23 protein-coding genes and 1 tRNA gene are annotated in these 25603 nt (G+C 48.2%); 5 read left to right on the top strand and 19 right to left on the bottom strand.

What is annotated here, in order from left to right; all coding sequences use genetic code 11:
• Positions 1 to 8: 8 nt before the first annotated feature.
• On the top strand, positions 9 to 2552 hold the full coding sequence (locus WJM45_RS18595; protein ID WP_341326515.1) for an EAL domain-containing protein: 2544 nt from the start codon (positions 9 to 11) through the stop codon (positions 2550 to 2552).
• 458 nt (positions 2553 to 3010) lie between these two features.
• On the opposite strand, the gene WJM45_RS18590 is transcribed toward WJM45_RS18595, so the two are convergent.
• The 4 genes from WJM45_RS18590 to lexA form a co-directional block, all read right to left on the bottom strand.
• The gene (locus WJM45_RS18590) at positions 3011 to 3373 is read right to left on the bottom strand and encodes a SirB2 family protein (RefSeq protein WP_341326514.1); all 363 of its coding nucleotides are present in this window, start codon (positions 3371 to 3373) and stop codon (positions 3011 to 3013) included.
• Positions 3374 to 3710: 337 nt separating this feature from the next.
• Entirely contained in the window at positions 3711 to 4745 is a 1035-nt protein-coding gene (locus tag WJM45_RS18585; RefSeq protein WP_341326513.1) for an IS110 family transposase, read from the bottom strand.
• 381 nt (positions 4746 to 5126) lie between these two features.
• Positions 5127 to 5282 carry a hypothetical protein gene (locus WJM45_RS18580; RefSeq protein WP_341326512.1) on the bottom strand — a complete coding sequence of 52 codons (156 nt, stop codon included), beginning with the start codon at positions 5280 to 5282 and terminating at the stop codon, positions 5127 to 5129.
• Entirely contained in the window at positions 5279 to 5950 is a 672-nt protein-coding gene (gene lexA, locus WJM45_RS18575; RefSeq protein WP_341326511.1) for a transcriptional repressor LexA, read from the bottom strand. Before lexA ends, WJM45_RS18580 begins: the two co-directional genes overlap by 4 nt.
• Before the next feature lie 280 nt (positions 5951 to 6230).
• Between lexA and WJM45_RS18570 the strand changes: the two genes are divergently transcribed.
• Positions 6231 to 7412, top strand: a complete 1182-nt coding sequence (locus WJM45_RS18570) for a M20 aminoacylase family protein (RefSeq protein ID WP_341326510.1) — start codon at positions 6231 to 6233, stop codon at positions 7410 to 7412.
• Positions 7413 to 7420: 8 nt separating this feature from the next.
• On the opposite strand, the gene ribA is transcribed toward WJM45_RS18570, so the two are convergent.
• Entirely contained in the window at positions 7421 to 8038 is a 618-nt protein-coding gene (gene ribA / locus WJM45_RS18565; protein ID WP_341326509.1) for a GTP cyclohydrolase II, read from the bottom strand.
• 219 nt (positions 8039 to 8257) lie between these two features.
• Between ribA and hspQ the strand changes: the two genes are divergently transcribed.
• Positions 8258 to 8569, top strand: a complete 312-nt coding sequence (hspQ, locus tag WJM45_RS18560) for a heat shock protein HspQ (RefSeq protein ID WP_125218141.1) — start codon at positions 8258 to 8260, stop codon at positions 8567 to 8569.
• Between the two features lie 32 nt (positions 8570 to 8601).
• Here hspQ and WJM45_RS18555 read toward each other — a convergent pair whose 3' ends face one another.
• Positions 8602 to 9219, bottom strand: coding sequence for a methyltransferase domain-containing protein (locus WJM45_RS18555; RefSeq protein ID WP_341326508.1), 618 nt, complete (start codon positions 9217 to 9219; stop codon positions 8602 to 8604).
• Between the two features lie 415 nt (positions 9220 to 9634).
• The gene (hemL, locus tag WJM45_RS18550) at positions 9635 to 10915 is read right to left on the bottom strand and encodes a glutamate-1-semialdehyde 2,1-aminomutase (RefSeq protein ID WP_341326507.1); all 1281 of its coding nucleotides are present in this window, start codon (positions 10913 to 10915) and stop codon (positions 9635 to 9637) included.
• 323 nt (positions 10916 to 11238) lie between these two features.
• On the opposite strand from hemL, the gene WJM45_RS18545 reads away from it, so the two are divergent.
• The gene (locus tag WJM45_RS18545; protein ID WP_014149968.1) at positions 11239 to 11682 is read left to right on the top strand and encodes a hypothetical protein; all 444 of its coding nucleotides are present in this window, start codon (positions 11239 to 11241) and stop codon (positions 11680 to 11682) included.
• A 78-nt stretch (positions 11683 to 11760) separates the two neighbouring features.
• Here WJM45_RS18545 and WJM45_RS18540 read toward each other — a convergent pair whose 3' ends face one another.
• The 12 genes from WJM45_RS18540 to hslV all read right to left on the bottom strand — a co-directional run bounded on the left by WJM45_RS18540 (position 11761) and on the right by hslV (position 24566).
• Positions 11761 to 12333: a chorismate lyase gene (locus tag WJM45_RS18540; RefSeq protein ID WP_341326506.1), complete on the bottom strand. Its 573-nt coding sequence runs from the start codon at positions 12331 to 12333 to the stop codon at positions 11761 to 11763.
• Entirely contained in the window at positions 12330 to 14411 is a 2082-nt protein-coding gene (recG, locus tag WJM45_RS18535; RefSeq protein WP_341326505.1) for an ATP-dependent DNA helicase RecG, read from the bottom strand. The genes WJM45_RS18540 and recG overlap by 4 nt, the downstream gene beginning before the upstream one ends.
• A gap of 15 nt (positions 14412 to 14426) precedes the next feature.
• Positions 14427 to 14828 (bottom strand): RidA family protein, encoded by a 402-nt coding sequence (locus WJM45_RS18530; RefSeq protein WP_017842067.1) that lies wholly within the window; start codon positions 14826 to 14828, stop codon positions 14427 to 14429.
• A gap of 27 nt (positions 14829 to 14855) precedes the next feature.
• A complete protein-coding gene (locus tag WJM45_RS18525) occupies positions 14856 to 16955 on the bottom strand; it encodes a RelA/SpoT family protein (protein WP_341328975.1) in 2100 nt (699 codons plus the stop codon).
• A gap of 91 nt (positions 16956 to 17046) precedes the next feature.
• Complete coding sequence (rpoZ, locus tag WJM45_RS18520; RefSeq protein ID WP_341326504.1) at positions 17047 to 17286, bottom strand: DNA-directed RNA polymerase subunit omega; 240 nt, start codon at positions 17284 to 17286, stop codon at positions 17047 to 17049.
• A 257-nt stretch (positions 17287 to 17543) separates the two neighbouring features.
• Positions 17544 to 18716 carry a phosphoglycerate kinase gene (locus WJM45_RS18515; RefSeq protein ID WP_341326503.1) on the bottom strand — a complete coding sequence of 391 codons (1173 nt, stop codon included), beginning with the start codon at positions 18714 to 18716 and terminating at the stop codon, positions 17544 to 17546.
• 421 nt (positions 18717 to 19137) lie between these two features.
• A complete protein-coding gene (gene ubiB / locus WJM45_RS18510; RefSeq protein WP_341326502.1) occupies positions 19138 to 20688 on the bottom strand; it encodes a ubiquinone biosynthesis regulatory protein kinase UbiB in 1551 nt (516 codons plus the stop codon).
• Positions 20689 to 20747: 59 nt separating this feature from the next.
• Positions 20748 to 21356, bottom strand: coding sequence for an SCP2 sterol-binding domain-containing protein (locus WJM45_RS18505; RefSeq protein ID WP_341326501.1), 609 nt, complete (start codon positions 21354 to 21356; stop codon positions 20748 to 20750).
• 34 nt (positions 21357 to 21390) lie between these two features.
• Positions 21391 to 22140, bottom strand: coding sequence for a bifunctional demethylmenaquinone methyltransferase/2-methoxy-6-polyprenyl-1,4-benzoquinol methylase UbiE (ubiE, locus tag WJM45_RS18500; RefSeq protein ID WP_341326500.1), 750 nt, complete (start codon positions 22138 to 22140; stop codon positions 21391 to 21393).
• A gap of 153 nt (positions 22141 to 22293) precedes the next feature.
• Entirely contained in the window at positions 22294 to 22671 is a 378-nt protein-coding gene (locus tag WJM45_RS18495) for a DUF971 domain-containing protein (RefSeq protein ID WP_341326499.1), read from the bottom strand.
• A 15-nt stretch (positions 22672 to 22686) separates the two neighbouring features.
• On the bottom strand, positions 22687 to 24012 hold the full coding sequence (hslU, locus tag WJM45_RS18490) for an ATP-dependent protease ATPase subunit HslU (RefSeq protein WP_341326498.1): 1326 nt from the start codon (positions 24010 to 24012) through the stop codon (positions 22687 to 22689).
• Positions 24009 to 24566 (bottom strand): ATP-dependent protease subunit HslV, encoded by a 558-nt coding sequence (gene hslV, locus WJM45_RS18485; RefSeq protein WP_046061232.1) that lies wholly within the window; start codon positions 24564 to 24566, stop codon positions 24009 to 24011. Before hslV ends, hslU begins: the two co-directional genes overlap by 4 nt.
• A gap of 754 nt (positions 24567 to 25320) precedes the next feature.
• Between hslV and WJM45_RS18480 the strand changes: the two genes are divergently transcribed.
• A tRNA-Phe gene (locus WJM45_RS18480) sits at positions 25321 to 25396 on the top strand.
• Positions 25397 to 25603: the final 207 nt, after the last annotated feature.

The following is a 25603-nucleotide window of genomic DNA, read 5'->3' as shown; positions in this document are numbered from 1 at the left end:
ACGCAACTATGTCGCCAACAGACCGAACAGCCGAACAACCGCTTTTGTTAATCATCGATGACGATCCCGCGATTCGGATCTTGGTTAGCGAGGCATTGGCACCCCATGGGTTTACCGTTGAATCGGCGGAAAGCGGAGAGCGCGGCCTGGTTGTTTATGAGCAAGTTCATCCCGATATTATTTTGCTCGATATCAATATGCCCGGAATCGACGGCATCGAAGTTTGCCGGATAATCAGAGCATTACCCCAAGGGCAGCATGTCCCGATTCTGATCTTGACGGGCTCCGACGACACTCGGTCGATTGAAGAGGCATATCAGGCTGGAGCCAGCGATTTTATTACGAAACCGATCAATTGGCCGGTGCTGATCCACCATGTTCGTTATATGTTGCGCGCCGCACAAGCGCTTAGCGATCAATATAACGACATTCGCTTGCAGGCCTTGTTGTCATCGTTGATGGCATTGAAGTGCGGAACGTTCGATTCGCTCGAAGAAATGGCAAGGCAAACCCTAAATTTGATTGCACAGGAGCCTTTAGTTCAGTCGTTCAGCCGTTCCTGTGCGCTTTATCTAATGAATGATGAAGGATTGAAGTTCGTTGGTCAAACCGATCCCGGATTAACGCATTATCCTGAGCGAATCGAGGGGTTGCCGACGCAATCATTAGTTGCCGGTAACGGCTTTCCGCCGTGGCAAGCATTGTCATTGATCGAAGCGGACCGGTTATTGGGCGTTTTACTCTATACGCCGGCGACTGATAATGGCGCCGGAGCCCGTATTTTTAAAAGTATTGCGGAAAAATTGACTCACTTGTTGGTACGCATACGGTCGGAGTTGGAAGTTCGGCTAACCGCCTCCGTATTCGCGAATACGTTGGACGGTATTGCAATTACCGATGCTCGTGGCGTGCTGTTGCGAGTCAATAGCGCTTTTGAAGCGATTACCGGATATGCGGCGAAGGATGTGCTTGGCAAAAATATCAGCATTCTTAAATCCGGAAAGCAAGATAAGCTATTCTATCGCTCGTTATGGAACGGCTTGCGAAAAAACGGGAAGTGGCAAGGCGAAATATGGAATCGGCGTAAAAATGGTGAGATTTATCCGGAGTGGTTGAGTATCACCGCTATTGCCGATGCTCAAGGGAACGTCGCCCAATACATTGCGGTGTTTACCGATATTTCCAATCAAAAGGCGCAGGAACAAGAAATCCGCAAGTTAGCCTACTTTGACGATTTGACGGGGCTCGCAAATAGAACCTTGTTGAGCGATCGACTGCGAATAGCCTTGGCTCAGTCCGAACGAACCGACAACAGCGTGGCATTATTGTTCATCGATTTGGATCGCTTTAAAAATATCAACGATACATTAGGGCACTCGGTCGGCGATCAGTTATTGATGGCGATTGCCGAAAGGCTAAAAAATATGTTCAGAGAAGCCGATACCGTGGCAAGGCAGGGCGGCGACGAGTTTATTGTTTTATTGACCAATTTGGGGGGAGAAAAATCAGTCGCCGAATTGCATACGGTCCAAGTAGCTGAACAGGTGCGCAAGGTATTGGCGTCCCCAATCCATTTGGCGCATCATGAATTGACGGTGACGGGAAGCATCGGTATCGCGTTTTACCCTCATGATGCCGCAACCGGCAATGATTTAATCAAGCATGCCGATACGGCGATGTACGTCGCGAAAGAAAGAGGACGCAACCGATTTAAATTGTTTCACCCCAGTATGGCCGAGAGGGAGCGTCAACGTTTTACATTGGAGACGTTGTTAAAGAAAGCGATCGAAAACGGCGAGTTCGAGCTCCACTATCAACCGCAAGTGGACACCCATCTGCAATCGGTTATCGGCGCCGAATGTTTGATACGCTGGACTAACGACCAATTAGGCTCGGTTTCACCTATGGATTTCATTCCCCTGGCCGAGGAAACCGGGTTGATTCATGATATTGGCGATTGGGTGTTGGCGACAGCTTGCGAGCGACTCAGGAAATGGGAGGAAACTCAGGTGCCATTCAAGAAAACCTGCAGCTATCTGGCTGTGAATGTTTCGCCGCGTCAATTTGTTAAAAAAGACTTCGCGCAACGTTTACGACATATCATTTTGTCTAGCGGGCTTCAGGATTTGTCGATGCTGGAACTGGAATTAACCGAGGGTTGCTTGATGCACCATTCTTACGAATCGATCAAAACACTGGCCCAATTACGGGATATCGGGGTTCGAATATCGATCGATGATTTCGGTACCGGTTATTCCAATTTAAGTTATCTGAGAAATTTCCCATTGGATACACTGAAGGTAGACCAGTCTTTTGTTCGGGACTGTATTGTCGATAGTAAAAGCCAAGCAATTGTCAGAGCCATTATTTCGATGGCCGGTGGCCTTGGGTTAAGTACCATCGCGGAAGGCGTTGAAAACCATGAGCAGCTATTATTTTTACAAAATCTGGGGTGCCGGGTTTTTCAGGGCTATTTTTTTTCAAAGCCGGTGGCGATCGATGAATTTGAAGAGCTTTTGAATGAGTCAAATTCGCTATTGGCGAAGGAGTAGCTAAGCACAAATCCTCGCTGCTGAATCGCTACCGACCGCTTCCGGCGAGTCTAAACAACGTAGCCCGGATGGAGCGCAAGCGCAATCCGGGACGTTCGAGGCCACGCAATCCCCGTATTCCGCTTACGCTGCATACGGGCTACACGCTGTGATTTTTCACGCGGCAAAGCAAACCGTCCTTTGGCAGGACGGGGTTTGCAACCCCGTCCGAAACGTTTCTACCGTGGCCGACATCAACCAAAACGCTTAAGTCAAACCGAAACGTTGGGGACGGGTTAAATAACCCGTCCCGCAGGAGTCCGGATTACGCTACGCTTCATCCGGGAAGTTCGTAGCCATGTCATTCCCGTATTCCGCTACGCTGCATACGGGCTACATGCTTTAACTTGGCAAAGACTGGAGAGAGGCTGTTGTTAGCTTGAAGCGTATGGGGAATTGCTCCGGTTTAGGGTTAGGAATTATAGAAAGAAAAAGGCTTGTTTGTTGACGGCCACGAGCGCTATGTAAATAAAGCACAGTAAGGCGCCCGCAAATGCCAGCCAGCGTTGATTGCCTTGGCTGCGCATCGCCAGTATACCTAGGCCGATATAACCAAGCAATGCCACGATTTTGGCAACGATCCAACCGAAATCGGCAGAAAGCCAGCCGCCGATAAAAACCAATGAAATGCCGCTGATTAGCAGCACCGTATCGATGACATGCGGGGCAATTTTTAACCATTTTTGCGATAGTAATGCAGAGTGGGTTTCCGACAAGAATATGCGTCCGGTAAAACTGATGATGGACAGCGCGACAAAAAGCATGTGGATATGTTTGATCATAGTGATTTTAATCGTCTAAAAAAGGTGAAGGTCAAATAGGGGGAATGTTCTGCGGGTTTCCCGAAATTAGCGAATTATACCCGTTGTATACCTTTCGTACTTCAAAATTCGGCAGTGACTAAGGAAGCGCCGGGGAGCTCATCAAAGGACGCAGTGAACCCAGCACCTAAATTCCATAGGTCTTTGGCAATGATTCAAAATCATGGCTTATTTAGGTGCTGGATGAATTATCCAAGACAATTAATTCTAGCCAATGGTCTATGGAATTTAGGTACTGGGTGAATACGTCCATGTAGATACTCTGTTTAAAATCAAGTTAAAAATAGGCATTTTTCTGCTATTCAGCGATTGACGGAATTGCATAAAAACGCGTGTTATCGAATGGTTTATCATGCTTGAGCATGCCGTGAATCGCATGTAACAATTTACGCATGACCGCACAACAGGCTTGCAACGGTAATTTACCCATATCCAGGAGATGTTGGTAATACGCCTTAATATGGCGATCATGCTGCACAGCGCTCCAGACAGGCATATACAGGGCGGCGCGAATCTGGCTGTTACCGGCCTTGGGTATACGCGTTTTTTTGTGGACACTCGTGCCGGAATCAAAAGCTCTTGGATCGAGCCCCGCAAACTTGACCCACTCACGGTGCGACATATCCGCAGGCAAAATCAGTAGTTCTCCCATGAGGGCAATCGCACTGGTATTGGCAATACCCTTAATGCTCGTGAACAAAACTAATGCTCGACTGAGTTCCGGATGTTTTTCGATCAATGCCAAGGCGCCAGCCGTTAACTGATCGATACGCTTATCTAATTGATCGATGGCTGCTTGTGCATCTTTTAGCACGGCTTTGGGTGTTTCAACTGTTGCGCTTAAGGCATGCAACTGATTCTTTGCTGCTGTTTTTTGATCGGTTAGCGCATTAATACGGCGTGAGAAACAACGTAAAGCGATCTTTTCATTCGAAGGACGGGACCAAGGCACAAAATCCATCCGTTCGGCATACACCGCCAGAGTATTCGCGTCCACATCATCTGTTTTACTATTGTTCATCAACACTTTAGCAAAGTTATGAGAGACCTTGGGATTGATGACCATTACCTTGACGCCGGCATCATGGAGCGCAACGGCTAAATCGAAATGATAACTGCCGGTGGCTTCCATGCACACGATAATGCCGGACAATTTGTTCAGTTTCTTGGCCATCCGGGCATGATCAGCTGGGGTATTGGAGAACTTCTGCGGATTGAAAGGTTTGCCATTTTTGCGCACCACCAAAACCAGTTCTTTAGATCCTACATCGACGCCAGCGAAGATACGGGTTTGTGTGTCAAGTGAAGCGCTGTTAATTTGTTGATCTGCCATGTTTAATTGTTATTCTGTGATAAGGAAAGTAAACTAGTCATTGGTTCCCGACCCTGCGTATGCACCTACCATCCTTGTGAATGCAGGCTCTAAGCCTCAGATACTCCGCGGTATAGGTGAATAGGGCGGGGGCCAATCTACATGACAGGCTCTGGTTTAATCCAGTCCTCAGGCTCAAGCGGCCTCCCAATGAACTCGGTAAAGCTTAAAGTATTTCCTAGCTAAAATTCATTTAAATTAATCATACAAGGCTCGACGGCGGCTTTCCCTGCCGCCGACGCCTGGTCGGTCGAGCAACCGCACCCTCCTCGGAACCGGCATTATTTTTCATATCGAAAAATTAGATAAGGAGTCCGAATCCACGAACTTTCACAGTAACGTTTACCAATTCAAGCCCAGGAGCAAAAATAATAGGATAATGGCCGGTGCGGCGATATTCGGTAGTCGGCCTCCGCTCCAGGGGAAAGTTTCGTTTTCGCCCATCAGATCTTTGATACGATCATGGACTTGATCCTGCATGTGATAACGTGGGGTCATGGTTTTTCTCCGGTTAGGTGGCGGGATGGGGTTTTGTGCCGATAACTGCGCATTTGCCCGATCAATACGCCTTGAATTTCGACTTGATGAGGTTTATAGCGCATTGGCTTTAAGTCGGGATTCGCTGGAACCAGTATCGTTTCATGCGGGTATTGTTCGATGATTTTGAGCGTGGCTTCCAACTTGTCGATCAATGCTACGACGATTTCGCCGTTAAGGGCGTGGCTGCGTTGTTCGATGACGACCCAGTCGCCGTCGAAAATACCCTCGTCGATCATCGATTCGCCTTTGACCTGTAGGATGTAGCAAGGCTTTTCGGATTTGAGTTGATCGGGGACGTGCATGTAGTTGATATTTTCAATGGCTTCGATCGGTTTGCCGGCGGCGATTGCACCGACTAACGGTAGCGTATTGCGTTGATCGTTAGCCGAAGGTTCTTTCAGTGCCAAGGCGTGAGCTGTTAAGCGGATGCCGCGTTGTTTTCGGTTCGGAGCTTCAATTAGGCCGGCTTTAATGAGTCCTTGAATATGTTTATGCAGCGAGCCTCTCGATTTTAGTCCGATAGCGGCGCATAATTCGTCGAGCGTAGGCGGATATGCAAAGTCATGTTGATCAAGTAAAAAATCAAAGATTTCTTGTTGCTTACGGGTTAAATTAAAATGCTGCACAATTTGTTCTCTATTCGTTTTGTAAAAATAGTACATAAAGAACAAAAAGAAAACAATATTTATTTTTGTAATCCCGGTCGAGCGCCACATTTCGACAGTAGTGTATGGAGACGCAGTGTGTTGGGCGGATTTTGCTTCTGCAAATCTGTCATGCACTCAGTGCCTAAACCCATAGGCTACTGACGATAAGTGATCATCTTCATTAATTTAGGTGCAGGACCTTTAACGGGTGTTCGGTGCCGAAATTTAATGTGCGAAAGACAAAATAAACGGATTGGCGATGACGACAGTAAAAAAATTATCGGAATGGTATGAGCCGATGCGGCAATGGCGGCGGCATTTGCATCAATTTCCTGAAACCGCATTCGAAGAAAACGAAACGGCTCGTTTTATTGCCGCAAGATTAAGGGAATTCGGGCTTGATGTTCATCAAGGTTTAGGGAAAACCGGTATTGTAGCGAGCTTGACGGCGGGCACGAGTTCTCGAAAAATTGCGCTAAGAGCGGACATGGATGCTTTATTTATTCAAGAGCAAAATAAGTTCGCGCATCGTTCGAAGCATGATGGAAAAATGCATGCATGCGGGCACGATGGTCATAGTGCGATGCTACTCGGTGCAGCAGGATATTTAAGTCGGCATCCTCAATTCGATGGAACCGTATATTTTATTTTTCAACCGGCCGAGGAAGGCCGGGCCGGTGCGAAACGGATGATCGATGACGGCTTGTTTAAGTTGTTTCCAGTCGATTTCGTGTTCGGTATGCATAACTATCACGATATTCCGGAAGGACATTTTGCCGTCAAATCCGGTCCGATGATGGCTTCGTTCGATTGTTTCGAGATTATTGTCACCGGGCATGCCGCTCATGCCGCAATGCCGCATTTGGGCAACGATGCTATTGTTGCCGCGGCGCAAGTGATCGGTGCTTTGCAAAGCATTGTCAGTCGTACGGTCGACCCGCTCGATTCGGCGGTGGTTAGCATTACGCAGATTCATGGCGGCGATACTTGGAATGCCTTGCCCGAGGCGGTCGTGTTGCGCGGCACGTTTCGATGTTTTAAACCTGCGGTGCAGGAATTGATTGCCGATAAGATTAGAAAGACGGTCGAAGGAATTTGTACGGGATTGGGTGTCAGCGGGTCGGTTGCGTTCAATCCCGAGAATCCGGGGTATCCGGTGTTGGTCAATGCGCCGAATGCGACCGAATTGGCATTGCTGGCGGCAACAAAGGTGGCGGGGAGCGAAGGTGTCGATTTGTGTCCGGTGCCGAGCATGGGCTCGGAGGACTTTGCATTCATGCTGCAGCAGGTGCCGGGGTGTTATGTATGGATCGGTAACGGCCCCTCGGAAGGCGGTTGTTTATTGCACAATCCGCATTACGATTTTAACGATGCTATTTTACCGATGGGAGCCGCCTATTGGGTTAGCTTGGTGGAAACGGTTTTGCCGGCGGAAGTTTGACGGGTCGATTATTGGTCTTTGTCTTCATTCGGCAGGGTTAACAAGTGACTCATTTTTTCGACTTTGGTAGTTAAATACGCGCGGTTGTCGTTATGGAAAACCGATTCGATCGGAATACGGTCCTCGACGTTGATGCCGAGTTGAGTCAATGCATCGATTTTTCTCGGGTTATTGGTAATCAATTGGATCGAATCGACGCCTAAGTCTTGTAGCATTAAAGCGGCGAATGTGTAGTCGCGTTCGTCGTCCAAATGGCCTAAATGAATGTTGGCATCGACCGTATCCATGCCTTGGTCTTGTAAGTTATAAGCCTGCAGTTTTTTCAATAACCCGATGCCGCGTCCTTCTTGGCGTAAATAAATCAACACGCCTTGTCCCGCGTTGCTGATGATCTGCAGTGCCTTGTCGAGCTGTTCGCCGCAGTCGCAGCGCCGCGAACCGAGGACATCGCCGGTGAAACATTCGGAATGGATGCGAACCGGAACTCGGCTTTGGTTTGCGATTGAGCCTTTTACGAAGGCTACATGCTCCTTAGTGTCGATGTTGTTGCTGTAATAATGCAGAACGAATTCGCCGTAACGGGTTGGAATGCGGGTTTGAACGAGATTTTTTATCTGTGGCTTCACGTCTTCTAATCGAAATAATGTAATAGGCTGTATTTTAACCAATTCGTTAGGTTCATAGCGAAAAACTTTAGGATTTTTCGGCAATTCCCGGTTTATGCATTTTCAACGGCTTAGGGTCTTTGTGATGATTATGATATTCTTTTGTTGAAGTCGGATTTTGTGCGGACGATGTGGCTGCAAATTTGGATATAAGAGCGGCTTGGCTTGAAGAGACGGGTTATGAAAGAAGCAAAATATTTTTTAGGGCAGATCGTTCATCATAAATTGTTTAATTACCGAGGGGTTATCTACGATGTCGATTTCGAGTTTCGCGGCGGAGAAGAATGGTACGAAAAAGTCGCGCGCAGTCGACCCGCAAAGAATCAACCGTGGTATCATGTCTTGGTCGATAATGCCAGCCACCAAACCTATGTCGCGGAATGCAATTTGATGGTCAGTCAGAACAAACAGCGCATTCATAATCCGATGGTGGAATATTATTTCGACGATTTTGATAACGGGGTTTATTCACTGCATGTCATGAAGAACTGATCGCGCGAACGAGAGTCGTTCGTCAATCGAGTTTATTTTCGCGCTTGTATCAGTTTAATAATGTCGCCGCTGCTTGAGTCGACATGAATCGAACTGAAGCCGGAGGCTTGCACGTTTTTGATCGTTTGCCGATTGATGTTTGCGCCGACCAATGAAACTGTCAGCGGGTTCAATAGATTCATCAAGCGAGCAAGCAAAGGTCTTGAACTTAAAACGTGTTCGAGCAGCACGATTTGTCCGCCCGGTTTTAAGACTCGATGCAATTCTTTTAGCCCTTTTCTGGGCGAGGGTACCGAGCAAAATACGAAAGAGGCAATCACGGTATCGAAACAATTGTCGGCAAATTCAAGCGATTCGACATCCATTACATGAAGGTCGACATCGATCTGTTTTCGGTTTTTTTTGTGTCTTGCTATATCCAGCATTTTGCCGCTGAAGTCGATTGCGGTTATCCGGGCGCCATGCGGGTAATAATCGAAGTTTTTACCTGTGCCTACGCCAATTTCAAGAATATGCTCGCCTTCTGCTTTGGCCCATAAACGGTGACGCCATTTTTTGAAAAATAAGCCTTCCATGACGGCTTCAAGGCTATCGAAATAAGGCGCTAGTCGGTCATAGCGTTTTTTGATCGAGAGGCTGTCCGGTTTCATATCATCTCCTTGTCATCGCGCATTAAAGAACTTGAATTGGTTGATCCTAAAAAAGCATTTCACCATGAAGATCATGAAGAATAGCTTCTTACCCGTTTGTGTAAAACTTTCGTTCACCCGAAAAATTAGTGGGTTGCTAAAGCAACCTATTGAATTGACTAATATACTGCATGTGCTTTATGGTGAAACTACCGATTTTACTGTGAAAGTTCGTAGATTCGGACTCCTTATCTAATTTTTCGATATGCAAAACTCCGTTCTGGCAATGCCGGTTCCGGAGAGGGTGCGGTTGCTCGACCGACAGGCGTCGGCGGCAGGGAAAGCCGCCGTCGAGCCTACATGGACGTATTCACGGCGTCCTTTGACGGGCACCCCGAGGCCGAATTTTCATCTACGATGAGTATAACCCGCGTGTTTATAAAGTCTTGAACACTTTTGCCGCGATATCCAGCGTTTCATCGATGATCTCGTCACTATGCGCGGCTGAAACGAAACCGGCTTCGAAGGCCGATGGCGCCAAATAGACGCCATTGTCGAGCATTGAGTGGAAAAAGCGTTTGAAACGGTCTTGATCGCATTGAGCGACTTGTGCGAACGAAGTGATTTGCTTGTCTTCGCTGAAAAACAAGCCGAACATGCCTCCGACGACATTGGTTGAAAGCGGAATTCCCGCTTGGCTGGCGCGGTCTTTCATGCCATTGACGAAACGGGCCGTTTTCTCGGTTAAAACTTCGTAGAAGTTCGGTTTCGCAATCAGCTCGAGTGTTTTCAGTCCCGCGGCCATGGCGACCGGGTTGCCCGAGAGTGTACCGGCTTGGTAAACCGGTCCGACCGGTGCGAGATAGTCCATGACTTGTCGTTTGCCGCCGAAAGCGCCGACCGGCATGCCGCCGCCGATGACTTTACCGAGCGTGGTCAGGTCGGGCGTGATGTTGTAAACCCCTTGTGCGCCATGCAATCCTACACGAAAGCCGGTCATTACTTCGTCGAAAATCAATAGCGCGCCGGATTCGTCGCAGACTCGGCGTAGCGTTTCGAGAAAGCCGGAGGCCGGCGGGATGCAGTTCATATTTCCGGCGACCGGTTCGACTATGATACAAGCGATGCTGTTGCCGATTTGTTTGAATAACTCGACGACCGATTCGTTATCGTTGTAGGTTAATGTGATCGTGTTTTCCGCCAGAGCCGCAGGAACGCCCGGCGAACTCGGCACGCCGAATGTTAGTGCGCCCGAGCCGGCCTTGACTAGAAGCGAGTCGGAATGGCCATGATAACAACCTTCGAATTTGACGATTTTATCGCGTCCGGTGAAGCCTCGGGCTAAGCGAATCGCGCTCATTGTCGCTTCCGTGCCGGAACTGACCATTCTGACCAACTCGATCGATGGCATCAGTTCGCAGACGGTTTGAGCAATGCGGGTTTCAATTTCGGTCGGCGCACCGAAGCTAAGGCCTTTTTGGGCGGTTTCAGTGACGGCCGCGATCACTTCAGGATGGGCGTGTCCTAAAATCATTGGTCCCCAGGAACCGACATAATCGATGTAACGCTTGTTTTCGCTATCGAAAACATAAGGGCCGGAAGCATGGTCGATGAAAACCGGGGTGCCGCCGACGCCGCCGAATGATCTAACCGGCGAATTGACGCCGCCGGGAATGAATTGTTTTGCTGCGGAGAATAGATCGTTTGAATGGGTCATGATTTTTTTTAATTAGAGCGGGTCAAAGTACTTGTAAAGGACTGATGGTTTCGACTCGTATTGCAGCAATTCCCAGTTTGAGCGTTCTCGCTGGATTTAGTGTGTGGGGTATCCCTGTCGAGGAACGCCGTGAACCCATCCATGGGGGCTTGACGGCAGCTCCCTGCTGCCGACATCCTCGCCAAGCATACCCCACACCCTGTTTGATCCCCAAATTGGGAATTGCTGCTCGTATTGTACTAGGGTATACAAAGACATGAAATCATCATATTATTGTTTCGTTTGGCCTTAAGTATCTAAACTTTAAAACTATTATCAAAACAATGCATTATATAAAAAATATTAGTCTAGTGTGGGGCGTCTTGTTGACGGGCTTTTTTTTGATCGCCGGATGCTCGGACGATAAGTCTTCTTCGAGACCTTCGGAGCCCGTTAAAACCAAAGCTCATGTTAAGTTTGATCACGCGCATGGGAGCGAAGTCAGCGATTTGGTCAAGCATCAATTCGAACACCAATTTGCCGATCAATGTGTGGAAAGGGAGGTTAAGAATTCAGTCAATAAAGAACTCGACAGAAAACGTTTTGCCGAGCCTTGCATGTGCATCGCGACTTATTTGCTCAAGGATTTGACGGCCAAGGAAGCCGAGCTATTCGTCAAAGAAAATAAAAATACACAGTCGCTTAGGATTAAATTCGAAAGCGCGGCATACCATTGTCTGCAAAAAAAAGCTCAACCGAAAAGCCCTAATCTATTCGGTAAGCGCTAACTGGTTCTAGCGCTCGCGTTTTAAATTCGGCGCTTGGCGGTGAAGGTTCTTGCAATATCCGCCTGCGCCGAATTCGATTTAAATCAAGTTTAAAACTTCCGGTAAAAAGAACTCGTTAACCAGTAGCGGTTTATGGCGGATGGCGTAGACGGTTCTTCTTGCCCAGAGCGGTTGTTCGATACGGGCTTCGTCGACGGCAAAGGGCGTCCAAAGCGGCGGGTCGATAAGCGCGAAATCCATTTCCAGTCTGGCTAACTTAGGATAAGAAAAAATCACTTCTCCTAGCGGTTTAGTGCCAAGGTGGGCTAGGTTGCGCCGAGCGGCTTTGATTGTTTTTTCCGGAATCAGCGTACGAGCCAAGACTAGCGGCTTGCCGTCGGCATGCAATAACACCTCGCGGGTTAAGGTGTAGCGTCCCTGATTGAGCTTGAGCCGTTTACGTTCGCCTAAAAAAGGCAAGCGCCGGCAATTGAGCAGTATTTTTACTTTGACGGCATCGCCGTAGTAGCTGCGCAATCGTTGCGTGATCGATCCGGGTTCGTAGATCCAGGATTGCGCTGACTGCGGAATCGTATGGTGTTCTCCGGGGCGACTGACGATCCAGTTCGGTTCTTGTGCTAATAAAAGGCTTTTAATCGACAAGCGTATCATACCTCGGCGTAATTGACGGTTTCTCCGAGCCAACGTTTGATTAACGGCTGAACGGCGTCGGGGGAATGGTGTAGCAGCGATTCGGCAATCGTTGGGATATTATCCAGTAGGTCCGTGTCTCGATCCAAATCGGCGATTTTAAATTGCATTTGTCCGGTTTGCCGGGTACCCATGACTTCGCCCGGTCCGCGTAGTTCTAGGTCTTTTTCGGCAATCACAAAGCCGTCGTTTGTATCTCTAAGAATACCGAGTCGATGCCTCGCCGTGTCGGAGAGAGGGGATTGATAGAGTAGCAAACAATAACTATCGTTTTTGCCCCGGCCTACCCGTCCTCGCAGCTGGTGAAGTTGGGATAAGCCCAAGCGTTCCGGATTTTCGATGATCATGAGTCCGGCGTTGGGAACATCCACGCCAACTTCGATGACGGTGGTCGCGACTAAAAGATCGATTTGGTGGTTCTTAAAGTTTTGCATCACAGCATCCTTGTCGGCGGCTTTCATACGTCCGTGTACCAATCCAATACGAATGTCCGGTAATACTTGGGTGAGTAGTTCAGCGGTTTTTTCGGCGGCTTCGCATTGTAAGGCCTCGGATTCCTCGATCAAGGTGCAGACCCAGTAGGCTTGCCGTTTTTGAGCGACCCAGTGACCGATACGGGCTATGACTTCTTCGCGGCGTTCGGAGGGAATGACGCTAGTGATGATGGGCTTTCTGCCGGGCGGTAATTCGTCGATGATCGAGATATCCAGGTCCGAGTATTGTAGCATAGCCAGGGTTCGCGGGATCGGTGTGGCGGTCATGACCAGTTGATGCGGACGAATGCCTGCGTTACGGCCTTTGTCTCTGAGCGCCATACGTTGATGCACGCCGAAGCGGTGCTGTTCGTCGATGACGATCAACCCCAGTTTTTTAAAGGTGACGGACTCTTGAAACAGGGCGTGCGTGCCTATCACGATGCCGGTAGAGCCGTCTTCAAGCGTTTCGAGCGAGGCCTTTCGGGCATTACCTTTGATTTGCCCGGTCAAGAAGATGATTTGAGTCTGAAAACTGTCGAACCATGCGCTAAAATTTCGAAAATGTTGTTCGGCCAGCAATTCAGTCGGCGCCATGACCGCGACTTGATATCCCGTTGCCAAGGCTAGTAAGGCGGCGTATGCCGAAACGACGGTTTTGCCGGAGCCGACATCGCCCTGTACCAGGCGTAACATGGGTTGTTGTTGACTGCAATCGGCTTCGATTTCAGTAATAACGCGTTGTTGCGCACCGGTTAGTTGGAACGGCAGCGATTTTAGAAAATGCCGACGGGTAATCTCGTCAATAGTAAAAGGAGGGGCAGGCTGTGCGCGGGCTTGTTCACGGACGACTCTCAAACTGAGATGATGACTTAACAGTTCTTCAAAGGCTAACCGTTTTCGCGCCGGATTATCGTTTTGGAGTAATGTCTCGGCGGTCATCTGTTCGCTTGGGGCATGCAGGAAGTTGATGGCCTCTATTAGCGTAGGATAATGGAAACGCTGTAAAAGCGATTCCGGCAACCAATCGGTCAAGTGTTTAAGATGCAGGTTTAACGTTTGTTTGATCGCTTTTCTAAGTAAGGATTGGCTTAAGCCTTCGGTCAGCGGATAAACCGGCGTTAAGGTGTCTTCGGTGACCGTTTGTTCGGGATTGTTGAGGATTTTATAGTCGGGATGGATCATTTCTAAGCCCGCATAGCCGTGACGCACTTCCGCGAAACAACTGAGGTAGGTTCCCGGGCTCAGCTGCGTCAGTTGCGCGGCGCTAAAATGAAAAAAACGTAGACTAATAAACCCGGTGCCGTCGCCGATTCGGCAGATCAGGCTTTTACGGCCTCGCAGCAGCGTGTCGGTTAATTCGACTTTGCCTTTGATCAAGGCAGTCACCCCCGGTTTTAGGGCGCCAATTGCTTGGATTCGAGTTCTATCCTCATAGCGGTGGGGGAGGTGGAAGATAAGATCCTGACAGGTTCGGATGCCCAGCTTTTCTAGCTTGCTTGCCGTTTGCTTGCCGATGCCGCCCAATGAAGCGACCGATTGATCAAGCGGATCGGTACGGTCCATCGTAGAGTGTCGGTTTTATGCCGGATAGAGTTCGTTACGTAAATGCATGACCGCGTCAATTTCTACGCCAACACCTTTCGGTAATGCAGCGACTCCGATCGCGGCACGGGCCGGGTAGGGTTCGCTGATGAATTCGCCCATGACTTCGTTGACAATTGGGAAATTGGAGAGGTCGGTTAAATAAACATTCAATTTGACGATATCCGTTAAATCGCCGCCAGCCGCTAATGCGACCGCTTTCAAGTTATGGAACACTTGGGTGATTTGGTTACGAATGTCTTCCGAGACAACGTCCATGGTTTTAGGGTTCAAGGGGATTTGACCGGATAAGTAAACGGTATTGTCGACTTTAACGGCTTGCGAATAAGTGCCGATGGCTTGTGGCGCGTCCTGGGTATGGATGATTTTTTTGTTCATGAGTAGGATTTTAGTTTGAGTTTTTATCTAGGCCTTGACTCGCGTAATCTTTAGAACGATCGTCAATTTTTTCAGGCGCCTCATAATATTGGCTAAATGAACTCGATCTTTAACGGTGAGTGTGATCAAATCGACCGAGACTCGGTCGTCCTGATCGACTACCGTGACGTTTTCGATATTCGAATCCATTTCTGAAATGGTTGCAGCGATAGTCGCGAGCGTTCCTCGTTGATTGAGTATCTCGATGCGAATTTCAGCCGGAAATTCTCCACTGGTATCCTTGCTCCATTCGACATCCAGCCAACCGGTTTGTTTTTTTCTCGAATCGCTGCTGTTTCTGCATTCATGATGATGAACGACGATGCCGCGTCCGGGGTTGAAAAAACCGACGATCGAATCGCCCGGTATCGGGCGACAACATTTGGCCAGTGTGACGACCATGCCTTCCGTGCCTTTGATAATTAGCGGGCTGTTGACGCCTTGTTCGTTATCGTCGAGTCTAACCGCCGACGAGATGTCGTCTTGACTCAAGCGTTTGGCGACCAAAAACGGCATTTTATTACCGAGTCCAATGTCTTCGAGTAAGGCGTCCATCGAGTTGACCGACAACACCTCCAAAAGTTTGTTCACGCGTTCCGATGGAATGGTGTCCAATTGTAAGTTCATGCCTTGTAATTCCTTTTCCAGGAGGCGGCGTCCGAGGTTGATCGCTTCTTGTTGTTTAAAGTTCTTCAGATAGGCGCGGATGCTGCTGCGAGCCTTCGCGGTGACGACATAGTTTAACCAGAGCGGATTGGGGCGAGCCCAAGATGTGGTGATGACTTCGACGGTTAAGCCGTTTTCGAGTTGCGTTTGCAACGGCACCAGTTGTTTATCGACCCGAGCCGAGACGCAGGAATTGCCGATATCGGTATGTACCGCATAAGCGAAGTCGACGATCGTCGCGCCGCGTGGCAATTTGATAATACCGCCTTGAGGCGTGAATACGAAGACTTCTTGGGGGTAAAGATCGATTTTGAGATTGTCGATAAACTCCATGGAGTTACCGGCCGACTTGTGAATCTCCAGTAATTCGCGCAGCCATTCATTAGCTCGGGCTTGGGCATGCTCGGTTTTTTCGCTATCCGCTTTATCGCTATCGGATTTATAAAGCCAATGCGCGGCAATGCCCGATTCCGACATTCGGTGCATTTCATGAGTTCTGATTTGAATTTCAATAGGGACGCCGTAAGGGCCGATCAATATGGTATGCAGAGACTGGTAGCCATTGGCCTTGGATAGTGCGATATAATCCTTGAATCGTCCGGGGACCGGATTATACAGATTATGTACGATGCCCAGTGCGCGATAGCAGGTGTCGGGCTGATCGCAAAGAATTCTAAAGGCATAAACGTCGAACACGTCGGCAAAGGATATTTTTTTGTTCAGCATTTTTTGATAAATGCTATAAAGATTCTTTTCACGCCCTTCGACTTCGCATTCCAAGCCGGCTTCGCGTAGGCGGTTTTTAATCGAATTCTGGATGATTTCGACGATTTCTCTTCGATTCCCTCGAGCTTTTTTGACGGCATTTTTTAAGACCGCATGTCGACCGGGGTATAAGGCTTTAAATCCGAGGGATTCCAATTGATGGCGGATATGGTTCATGCCCAGTCGGTTGGCGATGGGCGCATAAATATCCAGTGTTTCTCGAGCGATGCGGCGTTTTTTTTCAGGTGGCATCGAGCCTAAGGTTTGCATGTTATGCAGACGATCGGCTAGTTTGACCATGATGACACGCAAATCCTTGGTCATGGCCAAAAACATTTTTCGGACATTTTCCGCCTGAGCTTCGGCCCGCGATTTGCTATCGATTTTGCTCAGCTTTGTAACGCCGTCGACCAGTTCGGCCACTTCCATGCTAAACAAGCGGCCGAGGTCATCTTTGCTGGCGTGCGTGTCTTCGATGACATCATGCAGTAGCGCTGCCATGATGCCTTTCGCATCCATGCGCATTTCCGCCAGGCTGATTGCTACGGCGATAGGATGGCAAATGTAAGCTTCTCCGCTCTTTCTAAACTGGCCTGCATGCGCCTCCGCGCCATACTGATAGGCCCTGCAGATATCGTTGATTTGGGCTTGGTCCATATAGCTTTCCAGAGTCGAGCATAAACGCCGGATCAGTTTATCCTGAGGACGTTCGAGTTCGAGACTGTCAGCTAGTTGTAACATGGCTTTATTAGAGTGTTAAATCGACTTCGGTATCGTCGCCGGTTCGATGCAAAAGATTGATGTTATTGGCATTGACATGTCCCGCTGCAATTTCGCGCAAGGCGAGTACGGTGTCTTTGTCTTTGCCGCGCGGGATAAATTCTTCCGCGCCCTTGCCCAATTGGCGGGCGCGTTTGCTGGCTAACAACACCAGTTTAAAACGGTTTTCGACGTGCTCAAGGCAGTCTTCAATAGTAACTCTGGCCATGGTGATCCTGTAAAACAATAAATACCGGCCTATAGACCGGATGAAAAAGGGCATTTATTATAAAAGGAAACGCTGATTAAATCAGCGTTTCAATAAAAGACTCTGATAACTCTTTTGCAGTTCAAATTACGAACGATTTGTAACAGTCGCGAGAGGCTGAGACAGTGGTGTTAAGCTTAGGCAGGCAGTAATTCCGAAGATGCGATAAATTTTTACCGAAATCATGCCTCTACGAGTTATCGGTTGCCTAGGAGTTTTTAAGCGCGTTGTTTTAAAACGGCTACGGCCGGTAATTCTTTGCCCTCCAAAAATTCAAGAAAAGCGCCGCCGCCGGTCGAAGCGTAGGATACTTTTTCTTCGATGCCATATTTGTCGATTGCCGCTAGCGTATCACCACCGCCGGCAATTGAAAAGCCACTGCTGTCGGCAATGGCTTTGGATAGGGCTTCGGTGCCGCCACCGAATTGATCGAATTCGAAAACCCCGACCGGACCGTTCCACACGATTGTGCCGGCCGATTTTAAAATGTCGGCATAAAGCGCGGCAGTTTCAGGGCCGATATCCATAATCAAATCGTCGTCTTGAACATCGGCGACTTTTTTGACTGTTGCGGCGGCGTTTTCCGAAAACTCTTTTGCGCAAACCACATCGACCGGCACCGGGATTTCAGCTCCGTTACGTTTGGCTTGATCCATCAATCGGTTTGCTTCATCGATTAAATCGGCTTCATAAAGGGATTTTCCTACCGGAAATCCGGCGGCAGCAATAAAGGTATTGGCAATACCGCCACCGACGATGAGTCGGTCGACTTTTTGCGATAGGGATTCGAGTACGGTGAGCTTGGTCGAAACCTTCGAGCCGCCTACGATTGCGACCAGAGGCCGGTCTGGGCTTTCCAATGCTTTGCCTAAGGCGTCCAATTCTTTAGCTAATAAGGGGCCGGCGCAAGCGATCGGTGCAAATTGCGCAACGCTGTGCGTGGACGCTTGGGCTCGATGTGCGGTGCCGAATGCGTCCATTACAAAAATATCGCATAGGGCAGCCATTTTTTTGCCAAGCTCTTCGCTGTTTTTCCCTTCGCCTTTATTGAAGCGTACGTTTTCGCATAAAACCACTTCACCCGGCTGTATTTCGATACCGTCGATCCAGTCTTTTTCTAGGCGTACGGGTCTGCCAAGTAAGCCTTGCAAATGTTCGGCAACCGGTTTCATCGAGGCTTCTTCGCTGTAAATGCCTTCTTCGGGACGGCCTAAGTGCGACATCAGAATGACTGCGGCACCGGCTGATAAGGCGTGTTTAATAGTGGGCAGGCTGGCTTGTATGCGGATGTCGCTAGCCACTTTCCCGTTTTTGATGGGGACATTTAAGTCTTCACGAATCAATACGCGTTTACTTGATAAGTCCAGATCGACCATTTTTTTTATCGACATATGTTTGGCTCCTGATGCTGAGTTGAGATAGGGTTTAAAATGTAGCTAAGGAACGAGCATGAAATAACTTAGACAACTGTTGGAGGGGGGGTGGTGGCTCGATTGACAGGTGTCGGCGGCAGGGATAGCCGCCGTCAAGCCTACATGGACGTATTCACGGCGTCCTGTCAAGCGAGTCACCAAACCGCCACAAAGCCTACTACTTGTATAAGTTACTTTGTGCATATTCCTAATCAAATTTATGCGCTGTAAGCTCGTCAAAGGACGCCGAGGCCTTCGCGCCTAAATTATGGATGATTTCGATTCATAGCTAATGACCTATGGAGTTTAGTTGCAAGGTGAATGCGGATATTGCACGGAGCAAAAATCCACACTGCTCCGAGATGAATATGGCAAATTAGTCGCGTGATCTAAAGTTGTATTATTGTAGCAAAATAGCGGCGCCTATCATTGCCGCGCCGATCAAAATCGTAGTCAATGTGGTATTTTGGTTACGTTCGATTTGTTTGCGTAATAAATGCAATTCGCGGTTTTGTTGATCCATTTGCGCGCGGGCATGACCTGCGTCGTTCAATGCCTTGATAACCAGTGCCGGGATTTCCGGGAATTGCTCTGCGAGTTCGGGAAACTGTTGCAAGGCTTTTTGTATTTTGGCTTTCGGGCCTAGACGTTCGTGAAACCATTTTTCCAGAAATGGTTTCGCGGTTTGCCATAAATCTAGTTCAGGATAAAGTTGGCGGCCGAGTCCTTCAATATTAAGCAGGGTTTTTTGCAGTAGCACCAGTTGTGGTTGAACATGCATGTCGAAGCGCCGGGCGGTTTGAAACAAACGCAGCAATAAGTGTCCGAAAGAGATATCCTTGAGCGGTTTTTCGAAAATCGGTTCGCAAACACTTCGGATTGCCGATTCAAAGTCTTCGACACGCGTCGTTCCGGGAACCCAGCCGGATTCAACATGCATTTGCGCAACCCGGCGGTAATCCCGATTGAAAAAGGCTAGAAAGTTTTCGGCCAAGTAACGCTGATCGGATTCTGACAAAGTGCCGACGATGCCGAAATCGACAGCGAGGTATTTGGCAGGGAGTTCGACGAAAATATTGCCGGGATGCATGTCGGCATGAAAAAAATTATCGCGAAAGACTTGCGTGAAAAAAATTTCGACGCCGCGTTCGGCAAGTAGCTTGAAGTCGGCGTTGCCGGCTCGCAATTGTTCGATGTTGCCGACCGGTATGCCTTTGATGCGTTCCATGACCATGACCTTTTGGCGAGTCAACGGCCAATGGACTTCCGGCACATAAATCATTTCCGAGTTTTCGAAATTACGGCGCAATTTAGCGGCGTTGCCGGCTTCTCTGACTAAGTCGAGTTCATCGAGTGTCGATTTCTCGAATTCCATGACAACTTCCCGAGGCCTTAATCGTCGGGCGTCGCTCCAAAAACGTTCGGCAAAACGAGCTAATTCGTATAGCAAGCCTACATCGGATTGTATGCGCTGTTCGATGTCGGGTCGTAATACTTTGACGATGACCTGTTCACCGCTATTTAACACGGCAGTATGCACTTGTGCGACCGAGGCCGACGCTAACGGCTCGTCGTCGAATTCGGCGAAAGCCTCGCTGATCGGTATTCCCAATTCTTTTTCGATAATCGCCCGAGCGATACTACTGGAAAACGGAGGAACTTTATCTTGTAACTTGACCAGTTCATCCGCGATATCTTCAGGTAGTAGATCCTTACGGGTAGATAAGGCTTGACCGAATTTTACATAGATGGGGCCTAAATCTTCGAGTGCGCGACGAATTCTGACGCCGCGCGCTTCTGTTCCACGCCTTAGCCAAAAGGTAGGGGATAAGAAGGCAAAATACCGAATAGGGCGGAATAAATGCGTTTTGAGGACAATTTCATCAAGGCCGTGGAAGACCAGGACCCAGTTGATGTGAATCAAGCGCAGCAAAATTTTGGGGCGGATCACTGAGTTACCTTGTAGTAATATTGTCGTAGATGAGTTAAAGACTTGGTTTAAGTATAGGGTTAAGGCTGCGTGGTGTAGGTAATCTCAAGATTTTCGAGGCGGTTTTGTAATCGGTTGAGATCGGTTTGCAGGTCGCCGATTTTACGATAGAAAATATCGGTCTCTGGTTTTGCGGGTAAGTCTCGAGCTTCCTCCTGAAGAAATTCCGTTAGGTTGAGTCGGAAGCTTTCGAGCATCTCGCCGGTCCAGCGTTGGCCGGTACGAAAAAAGTTACCTATGCGATGTGCAATGATGTCACCGGTATAACGCGATAATGGTTCTTCGAGGTCGATATTTATCTTTTCGAAAAGACTAATGAATGCATGCCCGACTTCACTATCGCCGCTGATTTCGATTGAGCCGTCGAATAATGTGCTTCCCAAGCCTTTTGCGCCGAATGCTAGTGCCGTGCCGGTCAATAAAGCATCTGTCGGGGCTGGGTAGTCGTCTAAGACCTGAATAACGGTGTCCGAAGGGCAAAGATAGAGGGTTTCATTGAACGGCAGGATGGTGATGCCGATCACTTTGCCGGATAGCGGCGCCAATAAATAACTGGCATCGCGGTCAAGTGCGACGAAGCGATTCAAGGCGGTTTCGAAAACGCTAAGCAGAAGGGGGTTTACGGTCATGAGTGAATCGTCATTAAATTAGGGGGCGGCATTATTATATTTTATAGCCTCTATGTACCGCCACGATGCCTTGAGTTAAATTAAAATATTCACAGCGTTCAAGTCCCGCGTTTTCCATCATTTTTTTGAGGTCGTCTTGTTTCGGATGCATGCGGATCGATTCGGCTAAATACCGGTAGCTCTCTTCGTCTTTTGCGACGAACTTTCCGATTTTGGGCATCAAGTTGAATGAATAAAAGTCATAAACCTTTTCGGTCAATTTGTCGGTCGGGTGGGAAAATTCCAGCACGATGACCCTTCCGCCCGGCTTTAGCACGCGATACATCGATCTTAATGCAGCGTCTTTGTCGGTAACATTGCGCAACCCGAAGCCGATACAAACGCAGTCGAAAGAGTTGTCCTCGAAAGGCAGGCATTCGGCATTGACCTGGGCGAAGCGAATATTGCCGATGATGCCGTGGTCAATCAGGCGATCGCGACCATTACGCAGCATTTCTGCGTTGATGTCTGCAAGGACTACTTGCCCTTTTTTGCCGACGCGTTTTTCGAAGAGCATTGTTAGGTCGCCGGTGCCACCGGCTAGGTCAAGTACACTTTCGCCGCTACGGACATTACTAAGTTGTACTGCGATGCGTTTCCAAATGCGATGAATGCCGAACGACATTAAATCGTTCATGATATCGTATTTGCCGGCAACGGAGTCGAAGACACTCCGGACCATTTGAACTTTTTCTTCCTTAGCGACTTGTTTGAAGCCGAAATGTGTTGTGTTTTCGTTAGTCATGTTTTTTTTCCGGTTAGGCGCTAATCAGTGATCGAATTTAGTCGAAAGCAAGGTTATTGATCCGAAGACAAGGGCTTAAGTAGGCAAAATCTTAAGCCGCATGACTGTCTCGGCATCGAGAATGCTCGCATAATATCGGAGGGAGATTTTGGGTTACTGATGACGTGGTTGTCCAGCCGCTTCCAGTTTGTCCAAGTACGCAGCCCATAGCTCCTTGTATTCCAAGCCTAATTTATAAAGTAGCGGCCAAGTGTAAATGCCCGTTTTATGGCCGTCGCTAAAAACCGGGGTTATCGCGTAATTGCCGACCGGTTTAAGTTCGTTGATAGTGACGTTTTCCTTGCCTATTTGTAATATCTCCTGGCCGGGTCCATGGCCTACCGCTTCCGCCGAAGGCGTGTATACGCGAAGATATTCATAAGGCAACGAAAAGGTGTGCCCGTCATCGAAACTAATTTCCAAAATTCGTGAATTCTGGTGTAACTTGATTTCGGTCGGTGTTGTGTCTATTTCTTGTAAGGTCAGGCGCATAAGTTCACAGTCCGCCTATAGTATGTATCGGCTTAAGTCTTCATCCTGAGCTAACTCGGCAAGATGGGCGTCGACGTAGCCTGCGTCAATTGTAATCGATTGTTCGTTTAAGTCAGGTGCGTTAAAGGATATTTCCTCCAGTAAGCGCTCTAATAGGGTATGCAGCCTTCTTGCGCCAATATTTTCCGTTGTTTCATTGACTTGCCAGCCTAATTCGGCAATGCGTTGAATGCCCTCTTGAGAAAAGTTTAGCAATACTCCCTCGGTAGCTAATAAAGCTTGGTATTGCTCAGTCAATGAGGCGTCCGGTTCTGTCAGAATTCGTACAAAGTCATCGGCGGTTAGGGCGTCAAGTTCAACTCGAATAGGAAAACGGCCCTGCAATTCTGGAATGAGATCCGATGGTTTGGTCAAATGAAAGGCGCCTGAGGCAATGAATAAAATATGATCGGTTTTGATTGTGCCGTATTTGGTGCTGACCGTACTGCCTTCAACCAGTGGTAACAAATCACGTTGAACGCCTTCTCGGGAAACCTCTCCGCCACCGCTACCCATTTCGGATCGTTTACAAATTTTATCGATTTCGTCTAAGAACACGATGCCGTTTTGTTCCACGGATTCAACGGCGCGCAGCTTGATATCTTCTTCGTTGACCAGTTTGGCGGCTTCTTCTTCTTGCAGTACTTTCAAAGCATCCTTGATTTTCATTTTACGAGTACTTTTTCGGCTGCTACTGAGATTTTGAAACATCCCTTGTAATTGACTCGTCATTTCTTCCATGCCGGGAGGAGCCATGATTTCAACGCCGAGCGGGGCAACTCGGACATCGATTTCAACTTCCTTATCGTCTAATTCGCCTTCGCGTAGTTTTTTGCGCATCTTTTGACGCGTGGACGACTCGGTTTCGGAAAGCATGCCGCCGCTGGCGCTGGGTAGCAAGATGTCGAGTACGGACTCTTCAGCGGCATCGGCCGCCCTGTTTTGAACCTTATCCATCTCTTCTTGGCGGGTCATTTTTACCGCGGTATCGACCAGATCGCGAATGATCGATTCAACGTCGCGGCCGACATAGCCTACTTCGGTAAATTTAGTAGCCTCTATTTTAATAAATGGCGCGTTCGCTAGTTTGGCTAAGCGTCTGGCAATTTCAGTTTTGCCGACGCCAGTAGGGCCAATCATCAAGATGTTTTTTGGGGTGATTTCATCGCGTAGAATCCCGCTAACGAGGCTACGACGCCAGCGATTACGTAACGCGATTGCGACAGCTCGTTTGGCATTAGCTTGTCCTATGATGTGTTTGTCCAGTTCGTGGACGATTTCTCTTGGTGTCATTTGGCTCATTCGGTCGGCTCTTTGGGTTCAGCGTCGAGTTCTTCAATGCGCAGGTTATGGTTTGTATAAATGCATATGTCTGCAGCGATATTTAGTGAGCGTTCAACGATTTCACGCGCGCTAAGTTGAGTATTTTCTAATAGGGCTCGGGCTGCTGATTGTGCATAAGGCCCTCCGGACCCGATAGCTATGAGTTCATGTTCCGGCTCAATAACGTCTCCGGTTCCTGAGATGATCAAAGAGGATTTCGCGTCCGCAATTGTAAGCAAAGCCTCAAGCCTGCGTAAAGCACGATCGGTGCGCCAATCTTTAGCCATTTCAACGGCTGCGCGAGTTAAATTACCGCGATGTTTTTCCAGCTTGCCTTCAAAATGCTCAAACAAGGTAAATGCATCGGCCGTAGCGCCGGCGAAGCCAGCGATCACTTTATCGTGATATAGCCGCCGAACTTTACGTGCGTTGCCTTTCATAACAGTGTTGCCAAGCGTGACCTGGCCGTCACCGCCAATGACCACTTTATCTCCGCGTCGGACGGAAAGAATGGTTGTTCCTCTGAAGTTCACTTCTAATTCCCGGTTCAATAATGAGTTAGTATGGCAATTCTACCTGTCTTATTCCATATAAGGAAAAGAATCTGAATTGTTGACATGGATATGATACAGAATATGGGGGGCGCGATTGAAATTTCAATAGACGCAGCCCGAAAGTATAAATCAAATGAGTTCCTGCGGGTTTGATTTGAGTACTAAAATTTGGGTATCCATAATATTAAAGTGTGAATGGGTTGCGCTTGTTTAATATTGCTCGACATTTGAAGTGATGTTGCTTGGCTACTTCTAAGAATTATGCCCATCGTGCTTCAAAATTCGGCGCTGGGGTCAGTCAAAGGACGTCGTGAACCCCGGGTTAAATGATCTAAAGCCATTAATCATAGCCAATGGCCTATGGAATTTAGGTGCTGGGTGAATGCCTCCATGTAAGCGCTATGCCAGCACTTATGTGGGCAAGGCCTTTGCCGGGCACTCCGGAGCATCCTTAAGCATCACCGAAACTTTAAGTAAGAAGGGTATAGCAAGATGTTTTATTAAGAGCAAAAAAACGGTTTAGGTGAAGTAGTTGTGGTTTGTCTCTATTGTCATTATTCGCTAATGAATTCCCGTGTGCACAGACGAATGTATACGATGGAGTTTGCTTCGGAATTTTTTCAAAAGTCATCAGTTTGATTTAAATGGATAAATTAGTCACAGCAGAAAAAAGATCAAAACAGGCTTGACTCAAGATTAAGAATCCTGTTTAATACGCCTTCTTTCACGGCGTGCCTAGGTAGCTCAGTCGGTAGAGCAGAGGACTGAAAATCCTCGTGTCGGCAGTTCGATTCTGCCCCTGGGCACCATTGAAAGAATTAAGGTTTGTGTGAGTTATTAAATGAACCTTGAAAATAAAGTTTGACATTGAGTTTTGCTTCTGTATAATAGGCGGGCTCAACGGGAGAGAAAGTCTTCCAGCTCTTTAACAAGCAGATCAAAATAATTTGTGTGGGTGCTTGTGGTGAATAGCTTAGCGGTTAAAGCTATTCGACGCAAGAACAACACGTTAATTC

Source organism: Methylotuvimicrobium sp. KM2 (assembly GCF_038051925.1).
GTDB lineage: Bacteria > Pseudomonadota > Gammaproteobacteria > Methylococcales > Methylomonadaceae > Methylotuvimicrobium.
The sequence above is the reverse complement of the archived record's forward strand: the minus strand, read 5'-3'. Positions and strand labels throughout refer to the sequence as shown.

What these genes read in the sequence shown, in the direction of transcription:
- WJM45_RS18595 (WP_341326515.1), top strand. Translation starts at nt 9, where the DNA reads ATGTCGCCAACAGACCGAACAGCCGAACAACCGCTTTTGTTAATCATC.
- WJM45_RS18590 (WP_341326514.1), bottom strand. Translation starts at nt 3,373, where the DNA reads ATGATCAAACATATCCACATGCTTTTTGTCGCGCTGTCCATCATCAGT.
- WJM45_RS18585 (WP_341326513.1), bottom strand. Translation starts at nt 4,745, where the DNA reads ATGGCAGATCAACAAATTAACAGCGCTTCACTTGACACACAAACCCGT.
- WJM45_RS18580 (WP_341326512.1), bottom strand. Translation starts at nt 5,282, where the DNA reads ATGACCCCACGTTATCACATGCAGGATCAAGTCCATGATCGTATCAAA.
- WJM45_RS18570 (WP_341326510.1), top strand. Translation starts at nt 6,231, where the DNA reads ATGACGACAGTAAAAAAATTATCGGAATGGTATGAGCCGATGCGGCAA.
- hspQ (WP_125218141.1), top strand. Translation starts at nt 8,258, where the DNA reads ATGAAAGAAGCAAAATATTTTTTAGGGCAGATCGTTCATCATAAATTG.
- WJM45_RS18555 (WP_341326508.1), bottom strand. Translation starts at nt 9,219, where the DNA reads ATGAAACCGGACAGCCTCTCGATCAAAAAACGCTATGACCGACTAGCG.
- hemL (WP_341326507.1), bottom strand. Translation starts at nt 10,915, where the DNA reads ATGACCCATTCAAACGATCTATTCTCCGCAGCAAAACAATTCATTCCC.
- WJM45_RS18545 (WP_014149968.1), top strand. Translation starts at nt 11,239, where the DNA reads ATGCATTATATAAAAAATATTAGTCTAGTGTGGGGCGTCTTGTTGACG.
- WJM45_RS18540 (WP_341326506.1), bottom strand. Translation starts at nt 12,333, where the DNA reads ATGATACGCTTGTCGATTAAAAGCCTTTTATTAGCACAAGAACCGAAC.
- recG (WP_341326505.1), bottom strand. Translation starts at nt 14,411, where the DNA reads ATGGACCGTACCGATCCGCTTGATCAATCGGTCGCTTCATTGGGCGGC.
- WJM45_RS18530 (WP_017842067.1), bottom strand. Translation starts at nt 14,828, where the DNA reads ATGAACAAAAAAATCATCCATACCCAGGACGCGCCACAAGCCATCGGC.
- WJM45_RS18525 (WP_341328975.1), bottom strand. Translation starts at nt 16,955, where the DNA reads ATGGACCAAGCCCAAATCAACGATATCTGCAGGGCCTATCAGTATGGC.
- rpoZ (WP_341326504.1), bottom strand. Translation starts at nt 17,286, where the DNA reads ATGGCCAGAGTTACTATTGAAGACTGCCTTGAGCACGTCGAAAACCGT.
- WJM45_RS18515 (WP_341326503.1), bottom strand. Translation starts at nt 18,716, where the DNA reads ATGTCGATAAAAAAAATGGTCGATCTGGACTTATCAAGTAAACGCGTA.
- WJM45_RS18505 (WP_341326501.1), bottom strand. Translation starts at nt 21,356, where the DNA reads ATGACCGTAAACCCCCTTCTGCTTAGCGTTTTCGAAACCGCCTTGAAT.
- ubiE (WP_341326500.1), bottom strand. Translation starts at nt 22,140, where the DNA reads ATGACTAACGAAAACACAACACATTTCGGCTTCAAACAAGTCGCTAAG.
- WJM45_RS18495 (WP_341326499.1), bottom strand. Translation starts at nt 22,671, where the DNA reads ATGCGCCTGACCTTACAAGAAATAGACACAACACCGACCGAAATCAAG.
- hslU (WP_341326498.1), bottom strand. Translation starts at nt 24,012, where the DNA reads ATGAGCCAAATGACACCAAGAGAAATCGTCCACGAACTGGACAAACAC.